Annotated in this window: 17 protein-coding genes; 9 read left to right on the top strand and 8 right to left on the bottom strand. The window is 57.7% G+C overall.

All coding sequences use genetic code 11. The features are described 5' to 3' along the window. Positions 1-52: 52 nt before the first annotated feature. Positions 53-952, bottom strand: coding sequence for a lysine exporter LysO family protein (locus ABVR31_RS12435; protein WP_058780819.1), 900 nt, complete (start codon positions 950-952; stop codon positions 53-55). 134 nt (positions 953-1,086) lie between these two features. Between ABVR31_RS12435 and ABVR31_RS12430 the strand changes: the two genes are divergently transcribed. Continuing rightward, the gene (locus tag ABVR31_RS12430; RefSeq protein ID WP_058757775.1) at positions 1,087-2,727 is read left to right on the top strand and encodes an ATP-dependent endonuclease; all 1,641 of its coding nucleotides are present in this window, start codon (positions 1,087-1,089) and stop codon (positions 2,725-2,727) included. A gap of 90 nt (positions 2,728-2,817) precedes the next feature. Here the strand turns inward: ABVR31_RS12430 and cspD are convergent, their stop codons facing one another. After that, on the bottom strand, positions 2,818-3,039 hold the full coding sequence (gene cspD, locus ABVR31_RS12425; protein ID WP_058757774.1) for a cold shock-like protein CspD: 222 nt from the start codon (positions 3,037-3,039) through the stop codon (positions 2,818-2,820). Between the two features lie 323 nt (positions 3,040-3,362). On the opposite strand from cspD, the gene clpS reads away from it, so the two are divergent. After that, positions 3,363-3,683: an ATP-dependent Clp protease adapter ClpS gene (gene clpS / locus ABVR31_RS12420; RefSeq protein WP_021508363.1), complete on the top strand. Its 321-nt coding sequence runs from the start codon at positions 3,363-3,365 to the stop codon at positions 3,681-3,683. 55 nt (positions 3,684-3,738) lie between these two features. Next, positions 3,739-6,018 (top strand): ATP-dependent Clp protease ATP-binding subunit ClpA, encoded by a 2,280-nt coding sequence (gene clpA / locus ABVR31_RS12415; protein WP_021508362.1) that lies wholly within the window; start codon positions 3,739-3,741, stop codon positions 6,016-6,018. A 93-nt stretch (positions 6,019-6,111) separates the two neighbouring features. On the opposite strand, the gene infA is transcribed toward clpA, so the two are convergent. The 5 genes from infA to trxB all read right to left on the bottom strand — a co-directional run bounded on the left by infA (position 6,112) and on the right by trxB (position 12,015). Then, positions 6,112-6,330 (bottom strand): translation initiation factor IF-1, encoded by a 219-nt coding sequence (gene infA / locus ABVR31_RS12410; RefSeq protein WP_002211347.1) that lies wholly within the window; start codon positions 6,328-6,330, stop codon positions 6,112-6,114. Positions 6,331-6,676: 346 nt separating this feature from the next. Next, positions 6,677-7,369, bottom strand: coding sequence for a leucyl/phenylalanyl-tRNA--protein transferase (aat, locus tag ABVR31_RS12405; protein WP_372772919.1), 693 nt, complete (start codon positions 7,367-7,369; stop codon positions 6,677-6,679). 32 nt (positions 7,370-7,401) lie between these two features. Further along, positions 7,402-9,132, bottom strand: a complete 1,731-nt coding sequence (gene cydC / locus ABVR31_RS12400; protein WP_372772917.1) for a cysteine/glutathione ABC transporter ATP-binding protein/permease CydC — start codon at positions 9,130-9,132, stop codon at positions 7,402-7,404. Next, positions 9,132-10,904 (bottom strand): cysteine/glutathione ABC transporter permease/ATP-binding protein CydD, encoded by a 1,773-nt coding sequence (gene cydD / locus ABVR31_RS12395; protein ID WP_372772915.1) that lies wholly within the window; start codon positions 10,902-10,904, stop codon positions 9,132-9,134. The genes cydC and cydD overlap by 1 nt, the downstream gene beginning before the upstream one ends. A gap of 145 nt (positions 10,905-11,049) precedes the next feature. Continuing rightward, the gene (gene trxB / locus ABVR31_RS12390) at positions 11,050-12,015 is read right to left on the bottom strand and encodes a thioredoxin-disulfide reductase (protein ID WP_141496496.1); all 966 of its coding nucleotides are present in this window, start codon (positions 12,013-12,015) and stop codon (positions 11,050-11,052) included. Between the two features lie 521 nt (positions 12,016-12,536). Between trxB and lrp the strand changes: the two genes are divergently transcribed. The 6 genes from lrp (at position 12,537) to ABVR31_RS12360 (ending at position 21,564) form a co-directional block, all read left to right on the top strand. Further along, the gene (lrp, locus tag ABVR31_RS12385; RefSeq protein ID WP_006118610.1) at positions 12,537-13,031 is read left to right on the top strand and encodes a leucine-responsive transcriptional regulator Lrp; all 495 of its coding nucleotides are present in this window, start codon (positions 12,537-12,539) and stop codon (positions 13,029-13,031) included. A 119-nt stretch (positions 13,032-13,150) separates the two neighbouring features. After that, entirely contained in the window at positions 13,151-16,570 is a 3,420-nt protein-coding gene (locus ABVR31_RS12380; RefSeq protein WP_372772906.1) for a DNA translocase FtsK 4TM domain-containing protein, read from the top strand. Positions 16,571-16,743: 173 nt separating this feature from the next. Then, entirely contained in the window at positions 16,744-17,355 is a 612-nt protein-coding gene (gene lolA / locus ABVR31_RS12375) for an outer membrane lipoprotein chaperone LolA (RefSeq protein ID WP_010618286.1), read from the top strand. Positions 17,356-17,362: 7 nt separating this feature from the next. Beyond that, positions 17,363-18,709, top strand: coding sequence for a replication-associated recombination protein A (locus tag ABVR31_RS12370; protein ID WP_088516417.1), 1,347 nt, complete (start codon positions 17,363-17,365; stop codon positions 18,707-18,709). A 97-nt stretch (positions 18,710-18,806) separates the two neighbouring features. Next, a complete protein-coding gene (gene serS / locus ABVR31_RS12365) occupies positions 18,807-20,099 on the top strand; it encodes a serine--tRNA ligase (RefSeq protein ID WP_021508354.1) in 1,293 nt (430 codons plus the stop codon). 313 nt (positions 20,100-20,412) lie between these two features. Continuing rightward, positions 20,413-21,564: an MFS transporter gene (locus ABVR31_RS12360; protein ID WP_372772903.1), complete on the top strand. Its 1,152-nt coding sequence runs from the start codon at positions 20,413-20,415 to the stop codon at positions 21,562-21,564. Positions 21,565-21,663: 99 nt separating this feature from the next. Here ABVR31_RS12360 and pflA read toward each other — a convergent pair whose 3' ends face one another. Continuing rightward, positions 21,664-22,404 (bottom strand): pyruvate formate lyase 1-activating protein, encoded by a 741-nt coding sequence (pflA, locus tag ABVR31_RS12355; protein ID WP_222951108.1) that lies wholly within the window; start codon positions 22,402-22,404, stop codon positions 21,664-21,666. Positions 22,405-22,548 lie beyond the last annotated feature (144 nt).

Below are 22,548 nucleotides of genomic sequence, written 5' to 3'. Positions count from 1 at the left end.
GAAAGCGTAGACGAAGCCGCAGCGCAGCGGGCGTGAAAAAATGCGCTGCGCGTCAGGCGGAAAACAGGGCGATGAGGATCGGTGCCAGCAGGTTCATGATAAAACCGTGCACGATGGCCGCAGGCACAATCTCCATTCCGCCGGCACGCTGCAGAATCGGCAGGGTGAAATCCATCGACGTGGCACCGCTCAGCCCGAGTGCCATACTGCGGTAGCGGTTGACCAGCACCGGAATCAGCAGCACCGCAGCCAGCTCGCGCAGCAGATCGTTAAAGAAGGCGGCGCTGCCCATCACCGGGCCGTACGCTTCGGTCATCAGAATGCCGGACAGTGAATACCAGCCGAAGCCGCTGGCCAGCGCCAGTCCGGTTGACAGCGAAACGCCGAGCAGCCACGCCGCCAGCACGCCGCCGCCCAGCGAGCCGCACAGGGATACCAGCGCTACCGTCATGCCGCGCCGGTTCAGGGTGATCTGGCGCAGCGTCATGCCGCTGCCGCGCAGCTGCACGCCAACCAGGAACAGCAGCACCACCAGCGCAATTTCGCTCAGGGTGGAGGCATGGCGCAGTGGTGCCCATTGGGTTAATCCCAGCAGGAAACCGGCCAGCACCGCCACACACAGCTTGAGTGACTCCAGCACCATGTGCCAGCGCGACGGCAGATTCTGCTGGCGATGCTGCTGCCGCCACGGCCAGCGGCGATCCAGCAGCCACAGCGCCAGCAGCGAGCAGCTCAGAATGGCGCCTGCGGCAATCAGTGCGGTTTTAAACACGATCAGCAAGTTGGTGCCGAGATTGTCGAGAAAGGCGAGGCTGGTACCCATAAAAAACAGAATGGCGTAAATCAGCAAACTCAGCAGGCGGTTAACGCGCTGCAACAGCGCAGGCTGATGCCACGGCAGCAAATAGCCCACCATCAGCGGCACCAGAATGATAAGCAGTCCGGTATACATGAAAAATGACATCCTTTTTTGCGAGACGCCACGCTAATGGAAAACGCCTGAAGTGTAAACCTTTTCTCCCGCTGCCGACTTGACCAACGCAGCGCGGCGGACCATGCTCTGGCAAAGCACGGAGGGACTGCGCGATGATTCTGGAACATATCGATATACACGGCTTTCGCGGCATTAACCGGTTGTCGCTGCCGCTGACCGACACCAACCTGCTGATTGGGGAAAACGCGTGGGGTAAATCCAGTTTGCTGGATGCGCTAACGCTGCTGCTGGCACCGGCCGCTGAGCCCTATATGTTCACGGAACAGGACTTCCATTTTCCGCCCGGTGAGGTGGAAGCCCGGCGGCATAAGTTGCAGCTGGTGTTTCGCTTTCGCGCGCAGGGCGATGAGCATGAAGTGCTGTTTGCGCCGTTCTGGCAGCAGGATGACGCGGGGCGCTACCTGCGCTTCAGTACGCTGGCGACGCGCCAGGGCAGCGAAGTCAAAACCCGCTGGCGCTTTATTGACGCGCGTGGCGAGGTGCTGCCGCTGGCGGGCACCGACGCCGCGCTGGCGCAGTTGCGCGCGTACTATCCGGTGCTGCGCCTGCGTGATGCGCGCTTTGGCCGGCGGTCGCGCCATAACGACAACGACACCCAGCGGCGCGCTGATACGCTGAGCGCGCTGGCGCAGGAGATGCATAGCCTGACGCGCGATCTGGTGGCGCGGCCGCAAACCCTGAGCGACGAGCTGTTGCGCCAGGGATTGCATACCATGCAGCAGCTGATGGCGCACTATTTTCTGGTCCAGCAACCGGACACGGGCGCCGCGCGGGTTGCGCCGGAGCTGCGTGACGGCAGTCAGGGCTGGCGTTCGCTCGATCAGCTCAATCAGCTGATCGCCGGTACCGAATCGCGCAGTCGCCAGGTGATTCTGCTGCGCATGTTCTCGCTCCTGCTGCAGGCGCACGGCAGCGATGCGCTGCCAGCGGGCGCGCGCCCCTTGCTGCTGGTGGAGGATCCGGAAACGCGGCTGCATCCCATCATGCTGTCGGTGGCGTGGAATCTGCTGGCGCTGATGCCGCTGCAAAAAATCGCCACCACGAACTCCGGTGAGCTGCTGTCACAGGTAGCGCTGGAGCAAATCTGCCGACTGGTGCGTGAACCCGATCGCGTGGCGGCGTGGCGTATCGGGCCGGAAGGATTAAGTGCCGAAGAGGCGCGCCGTATCGGCTTTCACATCCGCGTCAACCGTCCGTCGGCGCTGTTTGCCCGCTGCTGGTTGCTGGTTGAGGGTGAAACCGAAGTGTGGATCATCAATGAGCTGGCGCGGCAGCGCGGCTACCATTTTGCCGCGGAAGGCGTGAAGGTGATTGAGTTTGCGCAGTCCGGGCTTAAGCCGCTGCTGAAATATGCGCGCCGCATGGGCATTGCCTGGCACGTGCTGACTGACGGCGATGAGGCCGGGAAAAAATATGCCGCCACCGCGCGCAGCCAGCTACAGCCGCATGAGCAGGAGAGCGACCATCTCACGCAGTTCCCGGCGCCCGACATCGAACACTTCCTTTATAAGCAGGGCTTTAGTGATGTCTATCACCAGATGGCGCACCTGCCGTTAAACGTGCCGATGAACGCGCGGCGTATTATTACCAAAGCCATTCATCACAGCTCGAAGCCGGAACTGGCGATTGCGGTGGCGATGGCAGCGGCCGAACGCGGGCCGCAGGCGATTCCGCCGTTGCTCGATCAGCTGTTTGGCCGCGTGATGTGGCTGGCGCGCGGTCGGGCAGAGTAACACTGACGCGGGACGCCAAAGAAAAATGCCAGCGTCTGCGGCTGGCATTTTTTTTCGGGAGTGGTCAGAATGAGAGCAGACGCGCGCCCGTCAGGAGAGTGACGATGCTTCACAGGGCACAATCAGACTGGCATGGTTGCCTTTCGGCCCTTCATGGACATCGAACTGAACGTGCTGGCCCGCTTTCAGCGTTCTGTATCCCTCCATCTGAATCGTGGAGTAGTGTGCGAAGATATCGTCGCCGCCGCCAATCGGACAGATAAAGCCGAAGCCTTTGGCGTTGTTGAACCATTTAACAGTACCCGTCTCCATGCTTTTACTTCCCTCGCAAGACATTTTGATAAGTAGGTGAGGTCATTGAAGCTGTGAGTCGAGTTTGTTTAAAACTCAATCAGCTTGTGTAAGTAGAATGTAGAGAAACGGACCTTATCGTCAAGCAAACGGCCCTGGCGCACGGGGAGAAATTCATCAAAATTTGAGGCAGTTAACGCTATTGCAAATTTTGTGATACAGGTCGCGCATGCGCTTTCAGGACCGATTTTTGCCACAGGAAAAGCGGCTTGACAGGCGTGTTAAACTTGAGGTGAGAGCACAGAAATGTGCGCTACCGTAACGCAGAATTTCAACGGAACATTATGGCAAACACAAACGACTGGCTTAACTTTGAACATCTGGCCGAAGACAAAGTACGCGAAGGGTTAAAGCCGCCTTCAATGTATAAAGTCATTCTGAATAATGACGATTATACACCTATGGAATTTGTTATTGACGTTCTGCAAAAGTTCTTTTCTTATGATGTTGAACGTGCAACGCAACTGATGCTGAAAGTTCACTACCATGGAAAGGCAATCTGTGGTGTATTCACTGCAGAAGTGGCGGAGACCAAAGTCGCCCAGGTGAACAATTACGCGCGGGAAAATCAACATCCGTTGCTGTGTACGCTGGAAAAAGCCTGAAGCTGTCTCCATATAGGATTCAGTCCGTCAGAGCGATAATTGGGGGAGGTGCCAAATGCTCAATCAAGAACTGGAACTCAGTTTAAACATGGCTTTCGCCAGAGCGCGCGAGCACCGTCACGAGTTTATGACCGTCGAACATCTGTTGCTGGCGCTGCTCAGCAACCCGTCGGCCAGAGAGGCACTGGAAGCCTGTACGGTGGATATTGCGGCTCTGCGTCAGGAACTCGAAGCCTTCATCGAACAAACCACGCCGGTGCTGCCTGCCAGCGAAGAGGAGCGCGACACTCAGCCGACGCTCAGCTTCCAGCGTGTGCTGCAGCGTGCGGTCTTCCATGTCCAGTCATCCGGTCGCAGTGAAGTTTCCGGTGCGAACGTGCTGGTCGCCATTTTCAGCGAGCAGGAGTCGCAAGCGGCTTACCTGCTGCGCAAACACGAAGTGAGCCGCCTTGATGTGGTGAACTTCATCTCCCATGGTACGCGTAAAGACGAACCGGGCCAGCCGCAGAACAGCGCGGAAAATCCGGTTAACGAAGAGCAAGCAGGCGGGGAGGAACGTATGGAAAACTTCACCACCAATCTTAATCAGCTTGCTCGCGTCGGCGGAATTGACCCGCTGATCGGCCGCGATAAAGAGCTGGAACGGGCCATTCAGGTGCTGTGCCGTCGTCGCAAGAATAACCCGCTGCTGGTGGGCGAATCGGGCGTCGGTAAAACTGCGATTGCGGAAGGGCTCGCCTGGCGCATTGTGCAGGGCGACGTGCCGGAAGTGATGAAAGAGTGCACCATCTACTCGCTGGATATCGGTTCGCTGCTGGCCGGTACCAAATACCGCGGTGATTTTGAAAAACGTTTTAAAGCGCTGCTTAAACAGCTGGAACAGGATAACAACAGCATTCTGTTCATCGACGAGATCCACACCATTATCGGTGCCGGTGCGGCATCGGGCGGCCAGGTGGATGCGGCGAACCTGATCAAGCCGTTACTTTCCAGCGGTAAAATCCGCGTGATGGGTTCCACGACCTATCAGGAGTTCAGCAATATCTTTGAGAAGGATCGTGCGCTGGCGCGCCGTTTCCAGAAAATTGATATCACTGAGCCATCGGTTGAAGAGACGGTACAAATTCTTAACGGGCTGAAACCGAAGTACGAAGCGCATCACGATGTGCGCTACACCGCCAAAGCGGTACGTGCGGCGGTTGAGCTGGCGGTGAAATACATCAATGACCGTCATCTGCCGGACAAGGCGATTGACGTGATCGATGAAGCCGGCGCGCGTGCGCGTCTGGTGCCGGTCAGCAAGCGCAAGAAGACCGTCAACGTGTCGGACATCGAATCCGTGGTGGCGCGCATCGCGCGTATTCCGGAGCAGAGCGTTTCGGCCACCGATCGCGATACGCTGAAAAATCTCGGTGACCGTCTGAAAATGCTGGTGTTTGGTCAGGACAACGCGATTGAAGCGCTGACTGAAGCCATCAAAATGAGCCGCGCGGGTCTGGGGCAGGAGCGTAAGCCAGTCGGATCGTTCCTGTTTGCGGGTCCGACCGGGGTCGGTAAAACCGAGGTCACCGTGCAGCTGGCGAAGGCGCTGGGCATTGAACTGCTGCGCTTTGATATGTCCGAGTATATGGAGCGTCACACCGTCAGTCGTTTGATTGGTGCGCCTCCGGGCTACGTCGGCTTTGATCAGGGCGGTCTGCTGACTGATGCCGTCATCAAGCATCCGCACGCGGTGGTGCTGCTGGATGAGATCGAGAAAGCCCATCCGGATGTCTTCAACCTGCTGCTGCAGGTAATGGATAACGGAATGCTGACCGATAACAACGGCCGCAAAGCGGACTTCCGCAACGTGGTGCTGGTGATGACCACCAACGCCGGGGTGCGCGAGACCGAGCGTAAATCCATCGGCCTGATTCAGCAGGACAACAGCACCGACGCGATGGAAGAGATCAAAAAGATCTTTACGCCGGAGTTCCGTAACCGTCTCGACAACATTATCTGGTTCCGTCACCTCGATACTCAGGTGATCCATCAGGTGGTGGATAAATTTATTGTTGAGCTGCAGGCACAGCTGGATGCGAAAGGTGTGTCGCTGGAAGTCAGCGATGATGCGCGCGACTGGCTGGCCGAAAAAGGTTACGACAAAGCGATGGGCGCGCGTCCGATGGCGCGTACCGTGCAGGAAAACCTGAAGAAACCGCTGGCTAACGAGCTGCTGTTTGGCTCACTGGTTGATGGCGGATCGGTATCGGTTGGACTGGATAAAGAGAAAAACCAGCTCACTTACCACTTCATGAGCGCGGAAAAACGCAAAACCGAGGGCACCGTGCATTAAGCGGGTGCGCAGATAATAAAAAGGCCGGATTAAAATCCGGCCTTTTTTTTCGCGCTTAGTTTACATCAGCAAACGCGAGGCGAGTGCAACAACTTAGCGACTACGGAAGACAATGCGGCCTTTGCTCAGGTCGTACGGGGTCAACTCGACAGTCACTTTGTCGCCCGTCAGGATGCGGATGTAGTTTTTACGCATTTTACCGGAGATATGAGCGGTAACCACGTGCCCGTTTTCAAGCTCTACGCGGAACATGGTGTTAGGTAACGTATCCAGTACGGTACCTTGCATTTCAATATTGTCTTCTTTGGCCATCGAATCCTCTGGGTGAACTACCAAACTGTTGAACCGGCAAGATAATGCCGAATTCCATGATTTATGTAAAGAAACGTTGGCTGTTTTTGCCAACGCTTCGCCGTGCGTCGCGCCGCTGCGCGTGCATTACGGATAAATTCGGGTGTTTTTGACGTCTGCGGGGGATTAGCGGGCTAAGAATCTGCAGCAATCGGCATCGGGTGCGCAACTGAAACAGCTTCGGGAACAGGGTGAGATTCCCAGCCTGGCAATTCCGGCTCGCCACAGCGAAGCGCGGACGACATACCAAACTCGCTTATTGTATCACTTTTGTCGGGAATTGTGTGCAAAACATCTGCGGGGACAGTCAAAAAAGGGTTTGTGTTTGCCAGCAGCCGGTCTGCACCGGTTGCCACGCCAGCGTTTGCACGTATTGCAGATAATCGACGCGCGGAATTTCAACTGCGCCCAGCGAGGCGGTATGCGGATTCAGCACCTGACAATCAATCAGCCGTCCCTGATGCGCAATAAAGTGCTGTGAGAAAACCCACAGCGCGGTTTTGGAGGCGTTTTCCGCCCGGCTGAACATCGACTCACCGCAAAAAATCTGTCCGAGCGCCAGGCCATACATGCCGCCAACCAGGCGTTGATCCTGCCAGACTTCGATTGAGTGCGCATGGCCCAGCTCATACAGGCGCAGCCAGGCGCGTTTCACTTCAAAGGTGATCCAGGTGCCTTCCTGACGCCCGCTGGCGCAACCTTCCACCACCTGAGCAAAGGCGTGATTCATGGTGACGCGATAGGGCGAACGGCGATGGAAGCGCGCCATGCTGCGGCTGGGATGAAACGACTCCGGCAGCAGGACCGCACGTGGATCTGGCGACCACCATAAAATCGGATCGCCGGGCGAAAACCACGGAAAAATACCGCGCTGATAGGCATTCATCAGGCGGGCAGGGGAGAGATCGCCGCCCATGGCCAGCAGGCCGTTTGGCTCTCGCAGCGCCATCTCCGGCGGCGGGAAATTGAGCGAATCCCGGGAAAGTTGTACCAGTCTCATGGCGTCGGTCACCCTCAGGCTAAACGCATAGACTATAGCGCAAAGCGCTGCTGGAAACGCCAGTAGCGTCCAGCTTTTGAGATTAATTCGTCATGGCTGCCGGATTCGATAATCTGGCCACCGTCAAGCACACAGATGCGATCCATTTTTTCCAGTCCGCTCAGGCGATGCGTCACCATGATCAGCGTTTTTCCCTTGCTAACCTGCTGTAGCAACGTGAGAATCTGCTGCTCGGTCGCAGCATCCAGACCTTCGGTCGGCTCATCCAGCAGCCACAGATCGCCATCGTGCAGCAGCGCACGGGCAATCGCCAGCCGGCGCAGTTCACCGCCAGACAGCGGTCGGCCACCTTCACCCATCCACGCATTCAGTCCTTCGCTGTGCTGCGTCAGATGCGCCAGCCCAACCCGCTGCAGTACGTCAATCAGCTGTGCATCGCTGGCCTGTGGTGCTGCCAGCAGCAGGTTAGCGCGCAGCGTCTGGCTGAACAGATGGACGCGCTGCGTGACAACGCTGATACGCTGACGCAGGCTGGCTTCGTCCCACGCCGCCAGATCAATCCCGTTCAGGCGAATCGAGCCGCGCTGCGCTTCCCAGCCGCGCGTGATCAGCGCCAGCAGGCTGGATTTTCCGCAGCCGGTCGGGCCCAGCAGCGCCAGATGTTCACCGGCTGCTAACGTCAGGGAGAAATTGTGCAGCACCGCTTCTGGCCGCTGCGGATAGCTGAAGTCGATCTGCTCCAGCGTCAGGCTGAGGCCACGCGGCGTCGCGACCGGTTGTGTCGGGAAGTGAATCGCTGGCGGTTGATCGATGATCTCCTGCACGCGCTGCGCCGCGTGCGTCACCTGGGCCAGTGGCAGAAATGCGCCGGCCACCGGTGCCAGCGCTTCAAACGCGGCCAGCGCACAAAACACAAACAGGGCAATCAGTGCACCCGGTGTGCTATTGGTGCCGACGCCGCTGGCGGCCAGCCACAGCAGCAGCGTAACGGTACTGCCGGCGATCAACGTAAGCAGGCTCTGCGCCAGCGCCTGCAGCCGGTGTTGCTGCTGCTGCGCCTGTTGCCACGCACGTTCTTCCTGATCCAGCCGCTGTCGCCACAGCGCCGCCGCGCCGTAAATCTGCAGCTCGGCCAGTCCGCTGAGCCAGTGCGTCAGTTGCAGGCGCCAGCGAGCCTGGTAACGGGCAATCTGCGCGCCGGTGCGCGCGCCGAGTCGCCAGAAAAGCGGCGGCATCAGCAGCAGCGTCAGCAACATGATCGCCCCAAGCAGCAGCGCCAGTCGCATATCGAGTAGCGCCAGGCCACAGGTCACCACCACAATCACCACCGCCGCACCCAGCAGCGGAGAAATAACACGTAAATAGAGATGATCGAGGGTATCGACATCGCTGACAAAGCGGTTCAGCAGTTCACCGTTGCGAAAGCGCGCCAGCTGCGCCGGTGCCAGCGCCATCAGCCGGCTAAAGGTAAAGACGCGCAGATGTTGCAGCACGCGGAAAGTGGCGTCGTGGCTCACCAGCCGTTCAAAATAGCGCGCGGCGGTGCGGGTGATTGCCGCGCCACGCACACCGGCTGCGGGCAGCATGTAATTGAAGCTGTACAGGCCGGCGACGCCAGCCAGCGAGGAGGCAGCAAGAAACCAGCCGGACAGCGTCAGCAAGCCGATGCTGGCGAGCAGCGTGACAATCGCCAGCACCACGCCAAGACCTAAACGCCACGGATGGCGGCGATACAGGCGCAGGAAAGGCAGTAACGTGCGCATCAGGCAATCTCCTTCTGACGATGCTGCGCCAGCTCGCGCAGCGGGCCGGCTTCAGCGATCAGCTGTTGCCAGTGGCCCTGCTGCACCAGTTGTCCAGCCTGCATCACCCACACTTCATCCCACTGGTCGAGAGCGTGCAGCTGATGGGTAATCATTAAGGTGGTTTGCTGCTGTGCGGCCTGCTGTAGCGCGCCCATCACGTGCTGCTCGCTCTGGCTGTCGAGCCCGGATCCCGGTTCGTCCAGCAGCAGCAGGCGGGCCGGTTTTAGCAGCGCCCGCGCGACGGCGATGCGCTGTGCCTGCCCAACGGACAGGCCGATGCCGCCATCGCCAACTGGCGTATCCAGCCCTTGTGGCAGACGCGACAAAAATTCACTGACGCCAGCGCGCTGCAGCACGGCGGTCAGCGTGGCCTCGTCCACCGGCGTGTCAGTAAGCTGGAGATTGTCACGCAGCGTCGCCGCCGGCAGCTGCGGATTTTGTCCTACCCAGGCCAGCTGCTGCTGCCAGCTGCTGCGGCTGATGTCGCGCAGTTCCTGGCCGTTAATGCACAGTGAACCCTGATAGGGCAGAAAACCGAGCAGGACATTCATCAGCGCACTTTTTCCGGCCCCGCTTTGTCCGACCAGCGCCACGCGCTGACCGGGAGTAAGGCTGAAATTCAGCGGCTGTGACAGCGCCTCGCCGGTGACGGTCATGATCACCACATCCTGCGCCCGGAGGGAGAGTGGCGCGTCAGCATCCAGCGTTTGTGTGGCCGCCTGCGGCGCGCGCTGGGGCGTTTCGCGCAGGAAGGTATCCAGCGCGTCTGCGCCGCCCACCGCCTGCGCTTTGGCATGGTAAAAGGTGCCGAGATCGCGCAGCGGCTGGAAAAATTCGGGGGCTAGAATCAGCGCGAGGAAACCGGCAAACAGCGTCACGCCGGTGCTGTAGTGGCCAAAATTGAGTTCACCCAGGTAAGAGAAGCCGAAATAGACCGCGACCACGGCAATCGCCAGCGAGGCGAAAAACTCCAGCACCGCAGAGGAGAGAAAGGCGAGGCGCAGCACTTCCATGGTGCGCTGACGAAAATCCTGCGTAGTGGCGGCAATCGCCTGCTGCTCAGCGTCCGCGCGGTGAAACAGGCGCAGCGTTTCGCGTCCGCGCAGCCGGTCATAGAAATCGCCGCTCAGACGCGCCAGCGCAAGAAAATTACGCCGATTGGCATCGGCCGCTCCCATGCCGACCAGCGCCATAAACAGCGGAATCAGCGGCGCGGTCGCCAGCAGAATCAGTCCGGCGGCCCAGTTAATCGGGAAAATGGCGATCAGGATGGCGCAGGGCACAAACACCGCCAGCGACATCTGCGGCAGATAGCGCGCGTAATACTCCTGCATCTCTTCAATCTGTTCCAGCAGCAACGTTGCCCAGCTCCCGGCCGGTTTGCCCTGAATCCAGGCCGGACCGAGCGCGTTCAGCCGGTCCAGCACCTGTTGCCGCAGTGCACGGCGAATCGCCACGCCGGCCCTGAAGCCGGCCATCTCACGACCATAGTGCAGCGCGGCGCGCAGTGCGAAGCACAGCAGTAGTAACAGGAAATCACTCACCAGTTCAGCGCGGGGTTGCTGTTCCACCAGCAGTTTTTGCAGCAGGGAGGCCAGTAGCCAGGCCTGGGCGATGAGGATTAACGCCGCAGCAAAACCTGCCAGCGAAGCCAGTCGCAGGCTGCGTGCGCCATGATGACGTTGCTGGCGTAACCAGCGCAGCAGTTCGTGTTGCCGTGATTTGTTCATGCGAAGCCGTTTGATCACCGTGACGAGAGGCAAAATCCGACGCTAAATGCCGGACAGACGGGTGGCAGAACTGTAGCACGCAGGCGATAAAAAAGGCGACCAAAAGTGGCCGCCTCAGTGCAATTATGATCAGATAATTAACAACTTACTTATCGTTTTTAACCAGACCATCCAGATAACGTTCCGCATCCAGCGCGGCCATACAGCCGGTACCGGCAGAGGTAATGGCCTGACGATAGATGTGGTCCATCACGTCACCGGCAGCGAACACGCCCGGCACGCTGGTCTGCGTGGCGTTGCCCTGCAGGCCGGACTGCACTTTGATATAGCCGTTTTCCAGATCCAGCTGGCCATCGAAAATCGCCGTGTTCGGACTATGACCGATGGCGACAAACAGGCCCGCCACTTCCAGCGAGATCGGGGCTTCACCTTTGGTTGACGAGAGTTTCAACCCGGTAACGCCCATCTGATCGCCTACCACCTCGTCCAGCGCGCGGTCAGTGTGCAGCACGATGTTGCCGTTACGCACTTTCTCCATCAGGCGGTCAATCAGGATTTTCTCAGCGCGGAAGCTGTCACGACGGTGAATCAGGTGCACTTCGGAAGCGATGTTCGCCAGATAGAGCGCCTCTTCAACGGCGGTGTTACCGCCGCCGATAACCGCGACTTTTTGGTTGCGATAGAAGAAACCATCACAGGTGGCGCAGGCCGAAACCCCTTTGCCTTTGAATGCCTCTTCTGACGGCAGGCCGAGGTAGCGCGCTGAAGCACCGGTCGCGATGATCAGCGCATCCGCCGTGTATTCGCCGCTGTCGCCGGTCAGGCGGAACGGACGGTTCTGCAAATCAACCGTGTGAATATGGTCAAAGATGATTTCGGTGTTGAACTTCTCAGCATGCTCCTGCATGCGTTCCATCAGCGCAGGGCCGGTCAGATCGTGCGGGTCGCCCGGCCAGTTTTCGACTTCAGTCGTGGTGGTGAGCTGGCCGCCTTTTTCCAGTCCGGTAATCAAAACCGGGTTCAGGTTAGCGCGGGCGGCATAAACCGCTGCGGTGTAACCGGCAGGGCCGGAGCCCAGAATGAGCAGCTTACTGTGTTTGGCCGTACTCATGCGTTCCTCAGTGTGTGTCTGACAACATAGTTTTCGATTGTAGGGAAATTACTGTCGCAAAAAAAGGTTTCAGCAATTTTGTTAACAATCACTGCAAGCGGCGTAGACGATGAATGGCAATTCTGCACGCGCGCTGCGCCAAAAGGGGGCATTGCTCGGCAATTTGTGGTGCAGCTGTATAAAAATTCTCATTTAAAAACAGCAACCCAGTACGCTGTCTGGCATCTTGTACTGAATTTGGATGTTTTACTTTGACAATCGCCTGCGCTTTTGCGAAAACATTGTCAGAAGCAGAGAAAATTTAGCGGTTCGAAACAGAATTTCAGCTCTGTTTTGCGCAATTTCGCCAAATAAACTCAGCCTGACATTGGTAATGACGCATGATGTGGACAGACAGCATGCGTCATACGGATGGTCGCGTTACTGCACAGGCTTAAAGACTTCACTTCAGTAAGGCCCTGAACATTGAACGTTTTCAGGGTTTGGCAGGTAAAGGGAAGGAATTAAGAGAGACAATAATAATGGTAGACAACAAGAAACGCCCCGGAAAAGATCTGGATCGGATCGACAGAAATATTCTGAATGAACTGCAGAAAGACGGTCGTATTTCCAACGTTGAGCTTTCAAAACGTGTCGGCCTCTCGCCAACACCTTGTCTTGAACGCGTACGTCGCCTGGAACGCCAGGGTTTCATTCTGGGCTACACCGCGCAGCTGAACCCGCACTATCTCGATGCTTCACTGCTGGTATTCGTTGAGATTACTCTGAATCGCGGCGCTCCGGATGTGTTTGAACAATTTAACGCCGCCGTACAAAAACTTGAGGAAACTCAAGAATGTCACCTCGTTTCCGGTGACTTTGACTACCTGTTGAAAACCCGCGTGCCGGATATGTCCGCCTACCGTAAACTGCTGGGTGAGACCTTGCTGCGCCTGCCGGGCGTCAACGACACCCGTACCTACGTGGTGATGGAAGAGGTCAAACAGAGCAATCGTCTGGTGATTAAGACCCGGTAACGCAGGGCAGGTGCAAAGCTTGCAGGATTTCGGTACACTCCTGTGAATTCATACAGGACCAGCGTCAGGCAAGCCTGGCGCTGTTGCCTTCTTAATTTACAGGCACCTGGAGAGTTCTCTTGAGCCAGGAATATACAGAAGATAAAGACGTTTCATTACAACCACTGAGCAGCGGACGTCGGCTGCTGGAAGCGTTGCTCATCCTGGTGGCCTTGTTTGCCATCTATCTGATGGTGTCGCTGGTTAGCTTTAATCCCTCCGATCCCAGCTGGTCACAAACCGCCTGGCACGAGCCGATCCACAATCTGGGCGGCAGCGTGGGCGCATGGCTGGCTGATACCCTGCTGTTTATTTTTGGTGTGATGGCCTACGCCATTCCGCCAGTAATTATTGGTCTGTGCTGGATCACCTTCCGTCAGCGCGATCGCCAGGATTACATCGATTATTTTGCGGTGGGCCTGCGGCTGATTGGCGTGCTGGCGCTGGTGGTGACTACCTGCGGACTGGCTGCGCTGAACGTGGACGATATCTGGTATTTTGCCTCTGGCGGCGTAATTGGCAGCCTGGTGAGCAATGCGATGGCGCCGTGGTTCAGCGGTGCCGGCGGCACACTGACGCTGCTGTGCGTCTGGGCGGCGGGTATCACGCTTTATACCGGCTGGTCCTGGCTGGCGATTGCCGAGAAGATCGGCAGCGTGGTGATGGGCGTGCTGACCTTTGCCAGCAACCGCTCGCGCCATGATGAACCCTGGCAGGAAGAGGACGACTACGACGAGGCGCACTCCGACGAAGCGGTTCCGCCACTGCGCGCTGCGCCGGCTCAGGACGACGAAGATGACGTACTGCTGGCTAAGCCCCGACAGGTAGCGGAACCTGTGGCTGAAGTCGCCAGCGACGATCCCCTGCTGGCGAAAGCCAGTGCGGCTACCGCGGCTGCGCTGGCTGCCACCAGTGACGCCGCACGTCAGGTGCCGTCCGTCGCTGCACCTGAGCCATCCGCACCGGCGGTAAACGTGGCTCCACAACCTGCGCCGTCACAGCTGGCTGCAGCTGCGCCGGCATCGGCATCCGTTGCCAGTGCGCCTGCGACGCCAGCTATTTCGCCAGCAGAGTCCGCGCCAGCGGCTCCTCCGTTATATCGCTTCGAAGTGCCTGCGTCACCGGCCGCCGACGCCTTCTCGCTCGCTGAAGAAGACGATGGCCCGCGCATGGGTAACTGGCAGAGTGCCGATCAGGCCGCCACACCGCTGAATACGGCAGCCGCTGCCGCACTCGGTTCAGCGACGGCCGCCGCTGCTGCCCGCTCTGCGGCTTACACGCCAGCCTTTGATGTGGTGCCGGAGCGCGATTACAACCCGCAGGTGAAACAGGGTATTGGCCCGGAACTGCCGCGTCCTAACAAAGTTAAGCTGCCAACCCGGCGTGAGCTGGCCTCATACGGTATCAAACTGCCATCGCAACGCATGGCAGAAGAGAAGGCACGTGAAGAGGCCGACCAGCAGCAGCCGGAAATCAGCGCCAGCTGGCAAGTGCCCCAGCCGCACGATGACGATAATGCTGCGCTGCAGGAAGCCCAGCTGCGCGAAGCGTTCCATTCGCAGCAGCAGCAGCGATACGGCGACAGCTGGCAGCAGCAGCCGGCAGAGGAAGAAGATGAAGAGGCGCTGCAGCAGGCTCAGCTGGCGCAGCAGTTTGCTCAGCAGCAGCAACAGCGTTACAGCCAGCCTGAACAGGAGCGCGCGCCGGTATTTAATCTGGATACTTCAGCCGCGTTTGATTTCTCTCCGATGAAAGATCTGGTTGATGACACGCCGAGCGAACCGCTGTTTACCATTGCCGCCACGCCAGAGCAGGACGCTCCGGCCCAGTGGCAGCAGCCAGCGGCACCTGAGCCGGCGGTACCCGCATCGCTGAGTGAGGAAACCAGCCCGTGGTCAACGCCAGACGACGAGGTTTACGCCGCGCCGGCTGAAACGCCGAAGCCTGTCGCCCCTGCGCAGGACAGCCTGTTCCACCCCTTCCTGGTACGTCACGAACAGCCGCTGGAGAAACCTTCCACGCCGCTGCCGACGCTGGATCTGCTGACGTCGCCGCCGGCGGAAGAGGAGCCGGTGGATATGTTCGCACTGGAACAGACCGCGCGTCTGGTTGAAGCGCGTCTGGCGGATTACCGCGTGAAAGCCGAAGTGGTGGGCATCTCTCCGGGGCCGGTAATCACCCGCTTTGAACTGGATCTGGCGCCGGGCGTCAAGGCGGCACGTATTTCTAATCTGTCGCGCGACCTGGCACGTTCGCTCTCTGCCGTTGCGGTGCGTGTGGTTGAGGTGATTCCGGGCAAGCCTTATGTCGGCCTGGAGCTCCCCAATAAACATCGTCAGACCGTCTACCTGCGTGAGGTGCTGGACTGCGATAAGTTCCGCGATAACCCTTCGCCGCTGTCGGTGGTGCTGGGTAAAGATATTTCTGGTCAACCCGTGGTGGCCGATCTGGCGAAGATGCCGCACCTGCTGGTGGCCGGTACCACCGGTTCCGGTAAGTCGGTTGGCGTTAACACCATGATCATCAGCATGCTGTATAAAGCCACGCCGGAAGAAGTGCGCTTTATCATGATCGACCCGAAAATGCTCGAGCTGTCAGTGTATGAGGGCATTCCCCATCTGCTGACGGAAGTGGTCACCGACATGAAAGACGCGGCCAACGCGCTGCGCTGGAGTGTGGTCGAAATGGAGCGCCGCTATAAGCTGATGTCTGCGCTGGGCGTGCGTAATCTGGCCGGCTATAACGAGAAGATCGAGCAGGCTGCCGCAATGGGCCGGCCAATTCCGGACCCGTTCTGGAAACCGGGCGACAGCATGGACACCACGCCGCCGGTGCTGGAAAAACTGCCGTACATTGTGGTGCTGGTTGATGAGTTCGCTGACCTGATGATGGCGGTGGGCAAGAAGGTCGAAGAGCTGATCGCGCGTCTGGCACAGAAAGCCCGTGCCGCAGGTATTCACCTGGTGCTGGCTACCCAGCGTCCGTCGGTGGATGTGATTACCGGCCTGATTAAGGCTAACATTCCGACGCGTATTGCCTTTACCGTATCCAGTAAAATTGACTCGCGTACCATTCTCGATCAGGGCGGTGCGGAATCCCTGCTGGGTATGGGTGACATGCTCTACATGCCACCTAACTCCTCCATGCCGGTACGTGTTCACGGCGCCTTTGTGCGTGACCAGGAAGTGCATGCAGTCGTGCAGGACTGGAAAGCGCGTGGGCGACCGCAGTACATCGACAGCATTACCGCCGGTGAAGAGAGTGAAAGCGGTGCTGGCGGCCTGGACGGCGATGAAGAGCTGGATCCGCTGTTTGACCAGGCGGTGGCGTTCGTGGTGGAGAAACGCCGCGCGTCGATCTCCGGCGTGCAGCGCCAGTTCCGTATCGGCTACAACCGCGCGGCGCGGATTATCGAACAGATGGAGGCGCAGGGCATTGTCTCGGAGCCGGGCCACAACGGTAACCGTGAAGTGCTGTCACCGCCACCTCACGAAATGTAAGACTTTTCTCCGCAGTGTTATACCGGGCCAGTGTAAACTGGCCCGTTGTTTATCTGTGGTCCGATCCCCATATCATTGGGAGCTTTCGGCTTTTTCTCCTGTCGAACTGACGGAGCGGCGACTACGGTTAATGCAGTAAGTGTCAGGAAACCATGAATAAGGAATCGTATCAGATGAAATTTCGCGTTATTGCCTGTGGCCTGCTGGCCGGTTTTGTTGCTTCTTCTGCCCTGGCGGATGCTTCCAGCGATCTGCAGCAGCGCCTTAATAAAGTGAACAGCTTCCATGCCAGCTTCAGTCAGAAGGTGACTGACGGTAGCGGCGCAAATGTGCAGGACGGCGAAGGCGAACTGTGGGTAAAACGTCCGAGCCTGTTTAACTGGCACATGACTGCACCGGACGAAAGCGTGATTATCTCCGACGGTAAAAATCTGTGGTTCTATAATCCTTTTGTGGAACAGGCGAGCGTTAGCCTGCTGCAGAATGCCACCAGCAACACGCCGTTTATGCTGATTGCGCGTAACCAGCCCTCTGACTGGCAGCAGTACAACATTAAGCAGCAGGGGGATAATTTTGAGCTGACACCTAAAAGCAGCGATGGCAACCTGAAACAGTTCACCATCAATGTCACTTCCGCAGGCACCATCAATCAGTTCAGCGCGATCGAGCAGGATGGACAGCGCAGCAGCTATCAGCTGAAGAGCCAGAAAAACGGCGCTATCAGCCCGGATAAATTCACCTTTACGCCGCCAAAAGGGGTAACGGTGGACGATCAACGTCAGTGAGGTGAGGGTGAGTAACCTGTCGCTGGATTTTGCACCGTCAAATGAGTTCAGACCGCTGGCTGCGCGTATGCGGCCAGCGACGCTGCAGCAATATATTGGTCAGCAGCATCTGCTCGCGCCCGGTAAACCGTTGCCGCGCGCTATTGAGGCAGGTCAGCTGCACTCCATGATCTTATGGGGACCGCCGGGTACCGGTAAAACCACGCTGGCGGAGATCATTGCGCATTACGGCAAAGCTGATGTCGAACGCATTTCAGCGGTGACTTCCGGCGTTAAAGAGATCCGCGAGGCCATTGAGCGCGCGCGGCAGAACCGCCAGGTGGGGCGTCGCACTATTCTGTTTGTTGATGAGGTGCATCGCTTCAACAAGAGCCAGCAGGATGCGTTTCTGCCACACATTGAAGACGGCACCATCACCTTCATTGGCGCAACCACGGAAAATCCCTCCTTTGAACTGAACTCGGCACTGCTGTCGCGCGCGCGCGTTTATCTGCTTAAATCGCTGACCAGCGCAGATATTGAACAGGTGCTGGATCAGGCGATGCAGGATAAAACGCGCGGTTACGGCGACAGCGATATTCTGTTACCGGACAATACCCGGCGCATGATCGCTGAACTGGTCAATGGTGATGCACGACGCGCACTGAATACGCTGGAAATGATGGCCGATATGGCTGAGCTAAATGCGCAGGGACAGCGGGAGCTAACGCCACAGCTGCTGAATGAAGTGTCGGGTGAACGCGCGGCGCGTTTCGATAACAAAGGCGACCGCTTTTACGATCTCATCTCGGCACTGCACAAATCGGTTCGCGGTTCAGCCCCGGATGCGGCGCTTTACTGGTACGCGCGCATCATCACTGCCGGTGGCGATCCGCTGTACGTGGCGCGGCGACTGCTGGCGATTGCTTCGGAAGATGTCGGTAATGCCGATCCGCGTGCGATGCAGGTAGCAATTGCCGCATGGGATTGTTTTACCCGCGTCGGGCCTGCGGAAGGGGAACGTGCAATTGCCCAGGCAATTGTTTATCTGGCCTGCGCGCCAAAAAGCAATGCTGTTTATACCGCCTTCAAAGCGGCGATGCGTGATGCGCGTGAGTTCCCGGATTACGATGTGCCGGAACATCTGCGCAATGCACCGACGAAGCTGATGAAAGAGATGGGCCTCGGCAAAGAGTACCGTTACGCGCATGACGAACCCAATGCCTATGCGGCCGGCGAGGTGTTTTTCCCGCCGGAAATGGCGCAGACGCGCTACTATCAACCCACCAATCGTGGCCTTGAAAGCAAGATCGGTGAAAAACTCGCCTGGCTTGCTGAACAGGATCAAAATAGCCCGATAAAACGCTACCGCTGATAAACGCGTTACGGTAAGGTGAGCAAGGATTTCAATGCATTCCAGTGGAATGCATCCCTCCATTCGTTCAATCAACCTTTTATTACACAGGATAAGCATGCTCGATCCCAATCTGCTGCGTAATGAGCCAGACGCAGTCGCAGAAAAACTGGCACGCCGGGGATTTAAACTGGATGTGGATACGCTGCGCTCCCTCGAAGAGCGTCGTAAGGTTTTGCAGGTAGAAACTGAAAACCTGCAGGCTGAGCGTAACTCCCGCTCCAAATCCATCGGTCAGGCCAAAGCACGTGGGGAAGATATCGAGCCGCTGCGTCAGGAAGTGAACGCGCTGGGCGAACGCCTGGATGCGGCGAAAGCAGAGCTGGATACCCTGCAGAACGAAATTCGTGACTTTGCGCTTGCGCTGCCGAACCTGCCGGCCGACGAAGTGCCGCTGGGTAAAGATGACAGCGAAAACCAGGAAGTGAGCCGCTGGGGCCAGCCGCGCCAGTTCGATTTCCCGGTGAAAGACCATGTTGAGCTGGGTGAAGCGGTCAAAGGGCTGGATTTCGCCTCGGCGGTGAAACTGACCGGTTCGCGCTTTATCGTGATGCAGGGCCAGATTGCCCGTCTGCATCGCGCGCTGAGCCAGTTCATGATCGATCTGCACAGCCAGCAGCACGGTTATCTGGAAACCTACGTGCCGTATCTGGTGAACCACGAGACGCTGTACGGTACCGGTCAGTTACCAAAATTTGGTGAGGATCTGTTCCATACCAAACCGCTGGGCGAAGAAGCAGGCAGCAGTAACTATGCGCTCATCCCGACCGCCGAAGTGCCGCTGACTAACCTGGTGCGCGATGAGATCGTTGAAGAGGAATCTCTGCCGATCAAACTTACAGCCCACACACCTTGCTTCCGTTCCGAAGCCGGTTCTTACGGACGCGATACGCGCGGTTTGATCCGTATGCACCAGTTCGACAAAGTGGAGATGGTGCAGATCGTCGCACCGGAAACCTCCATGGACGCGCTGGAAGAGCTGGTCGGCCATGCGGAGAAAGTCCTGCAGTTGCTGAACCTGCCGTACCGTAAAGTGCTGCTGTGTACCGGTGACATGGGCTTTGGCTCAGCCAAAACCTATGACCTGGAAGTCTGGCTGCCGGCACAGGACACCTACCGTGAAATCTCCTCCTGCTCGAATATGTGGGATTTCCAGGCGCGCCGCATGCAGGCTCGCTGCCGCAGCAAAACGGACAAAAAACCGCGTCTGGTGCACACGCTGAATGGTTCAGGCCTGGCGGTGGGGCGTACGCTGGTGGCCGTGCTGGAAAACTATCAGCAGGCAGATGGTCGCATTGCGGTGCCGGACGTGCTGCGCCCGTATATGGGCGGGCTGGAATATATCGGCTAACAGGCATTCATGCACTAACCCGGCTCAGGCCGGGTTTTTTATTTCTTAAGCGCGTCAGTCATTATTTTTTAACCGGAATTAATCAGAAATAAACGTTATCGTCATGGCTTCGCGTCAAACTATCAAAAATGTATAAATTCATGTAGATAGATTCAGGCATAAGACCTTTCTCAAGTCCTGTAACCCGCTGAAGATAAAAATAATAAATTGTTCAGCAGCAAAATGTGCGGCGCTGTTTTTTTGCACATTGACTTTGCCATCGCCAATGGCAAACTGCGCGCAAATCTGTTCATTTCTTTTGGTTTTATTCCTTATGTCAACCTGGTCGCGCCCCGTCCTGCTGCTGCTTTGCGGCTTAATGCTGATGACGGTGTCTATTGCTGGGCTTAATACGCTGGTGCCGCTGTGGCTCACCCATGATCAACTGCCGACCTGGCAGGTGGGCATGGCGAGCTCTGCTTATTACACTGGTAACTTACTGGGCACCTTGCTGGCGGGCTGGTTGATTAATCGCTATGGCTTTAACCGCTGCTTTTACCTTGCCAGCTTACTGTTTGCGCTGGCAACCATGGGCATGGTGCTGCTGGACGGCTTTTACAGCTGGACGCTGCTGCGCTTCACCGCGGGCGTAGGCTGTGCACTGATTTGGGTGGTGGTTGAGAGTGCACTATTGTGCAGCGGTACCGTGCGCAATCGCGGTCAGCTGCTGGCCGCTTACATGATCATCTACTACCTCGGCACCGTTGCCGGTCAGCTGCTGGTGAGCCGTGTCTCGACAGAGTTGCTGCATGTCATTCCCTGGGTGAGCGCGCTGATCGTCTGTGCCGTGCTGCCCGTGGTGTTTGTGCAGGTCAACGCCGGTGCGGCTACTGAAGAAGCTTCAACCGGGCGTATCTGGAGCATGCTGCGCCGCCGCAGTTCGCGGTTAGGTATCAACGGCTGCATTATCTCCGGTATCGTGCTCGGTTCGCTTTACGGCCTGATGCCGCTTTATCTTTCGCATCAGGGCATGAGCGATGCCACCGTGGGTTACTGGATGGCGCTGCTGGTCAGTGCCGGGATTGTTGGTCAGTGGCCGGTAGGACGTCTTGCCGACCGCTTTGGTCGCCTGATGGTGCTGCGCGTGCAGGTGTTCGTGGTGATACTGGGTGCGATTGCTATGCTGAGCGGAACGGCAATGGCACCGGCACTGTTTGTGCTGGGGCTGGCTGGCTTTACGCTTTATCCGGTAGCGATGTCCTGGGCGTGTGAAACGGTGGCGCATCATGAACTGGTGGCGATGAATCAGGCGCTGCTGTTCAGTTATACCGTTGGCAGTCTGGTCGGGCCGGGGATGACCGCGATGCTGATGCAGAACTATTCCGATCGCCTGCTGTTTGTGATGATTGCGGTGGTGGCGCTGGTCTATCTGGTGATGCTGCTGCGTAAAGCCGATCAGCACGCAACACCGGTGGCGCATGCCTGATGGCGGTGCTTAAACGGGACATTCGCAACCTGTCGCAAATGTCCCGACGGTAACGCCTCTGTGTCTTGCCGGCGAGGCTTTAGCTACACTCCAACAGTCTTAATACATGACGTTATGGCCGTAACCGGCAAGAATATTTTTCACCCGCTCCATGGTCTCTTTCGTTGGCGGCTTTACGCCTTCCAGCTTGTACTCTTCACCCATCGCAATCCATTTGTGCTTGCCGAGTTCGTGATAAGGCAGCAGCTCGATCTTTTCAATGTTACTCATGTCTTTAGTAAATTTACCAAGGCGATGCACCGAATCGTCATCGTCCGAATAACCCGGCACCACCACATAGCGAATCCAGGTCCTTTTACCGCGCTTTTGCAGATAGCGGGCGAAATCCAGCGTGCGGTGGTTTGACACGCCGACCAGAATCTCATGGATATCGTCATTGATTTGCTTGAGGTCGAGCATTACCAGATCGGTCGCATCAAGCAGTTCATCGATCACCGGATCGTAACGACGCACAAAGCCGTTGGTGTCGAGGCAGGTATGGATGCCCTCGGCCTGGCAGGCGCGGAACCAGTCGCGCACAAATTCAGCCTGCAGAATGGCTTCACCGCCGGAGGCCGTCACGCCGCCACCAGACGCATTCATAAAGTGGCGATACGACAGCACATCCCTCATTAGCTCATCGACGGTAATTTCCTTACCGCCGTGAGTGTCCCAGGTATCGCGGTTGTGGCAGTACAGGCAGCGCATCAGGCAGCCCTGGAAGAAGGTGATAAAACGGATGCCTGGACCGTCAACGGTGCCGCAGGATTCAAACGAGTGGATACGACCGATGGTTGACATTGCGATGTATTCTCCGGTTCAGCCTGGCGCGCAGGCGGCACAATCTGTGTTGTGCTCTGGGGATGTAAGTCGGTTTTGCCAGACTGCCTGCAAAAGCAGACTGGCAAAACAGGCTTGTGGAGAAAAGGCTCCCGCAGGAGCCTT

Origin of the sequence: Pantoea sp. WEP, assembly GCF_041678305.1 — a bacterium.
GTDB lineage: Bacteria > Pseudomonadota > Gammaproteobacteria > Enterobacterales > Enterobacteriaceae > Pantoea > Pantoea dispersa.
Note: the sequence above shows the minus strand (reverse complement) of the source record. Positions and strands in the feature narration are given on the sequence as shown.

Coding starts and splice junctions, on each gene's coding strand:
- ABVR31_RS12435 (WP_058780819.1), bottom strand. CDS start 952: ATGTATACCGGACTGCTTATCATTCTGGTGCCGCTGATGGTGGGCTAT.
- ABVR31_RS12430 (WP_058757775.1), top strand. CDS start 1,087: ATGATTCTGGAACATATCGATATACACGGCTTTCGCGGCATTAACCGG.
- cspD (WP_058757774.1), bottom strand. CDS start 3,039: ATGGAGACGGGTACTGTTAAATGGTTCAACAACGCCAAAGGCTTCGGC.
- clpS (WP_021508363.1), top strand. CDS start 3,363: ATGGCAAACACAAACGACTGGCTTAACTTTGAACATCTGGCCGAAGAC.
- clpA (WP_021508362.1), top strand. CDS start 3,739: ATGCTCAATCAAGAACTGGAACTCAGTTTAAACATGGCTTTCGCCAGA.
- infA (WP_002211347.1), bottom strand. CDS start 6,330: ATGGCCAAAGAAGACAATATTGAAATGCAAGGTACCGTACTGGATACG.
- aat (WP_372772919.1), bottom strand. CDS start 7,369: ATGAGACTGGTACAACTTTCCCGGGATTCGCTCAATTTCCCGCCGCCG.
- cydC (WP_372772917.1), bottom strand. CDS start 9,132: ATGCGCACGTTACTGCCTTTCCTGCGCCTGTATCGCCGCCATCCGTGG.
- cydD (WP_372772915.1), bottom strand. CDS start 10,904: ATGAACAAATCACGGCAACACGAACTGCTGCGCTGGTTACGCCAGCAA.
- trxB (WP_141496496.1), bottom strand. CDS start 12,015: ATGAGTACGGCCAAACACAGTAAGCTGCTCATTCTGGGCTCCGGCCCT.
- lrp (WP_006118610.1), top strand. CDS start 12,537: ATGGTAGACAACAAGAAACGCCCCGGAAAAGATCTGGATCGGATCGAC.
- lolA (WP_010618286.1), top strand. CDS start 16,744: ATGAAATTTCGCGTTATTGCCTGTGGCCTGCTGGCCGGTTTTGTTGCT.
- serS (WP_021508354.1), top strand. CDS start 18,807: ATGCTCGATCCCAATCTGCTGCGTAATGAGCCAGACGCAGTCGCAGAA.
- ABVR31_RS12360 (WP_372772903.1), top strand. CDS start 20,413: ATGTCAACCTGGTCGCGCCCCGTCCTGCTGCTGCTTTGCGGCTTAATG.
- pflA (WP_222951108.1), bottom strand. CDS start 22,404: ATGTCAACCATCGGTCGTATCCACTCGTTTGAATCCTGCGGCACCGTT.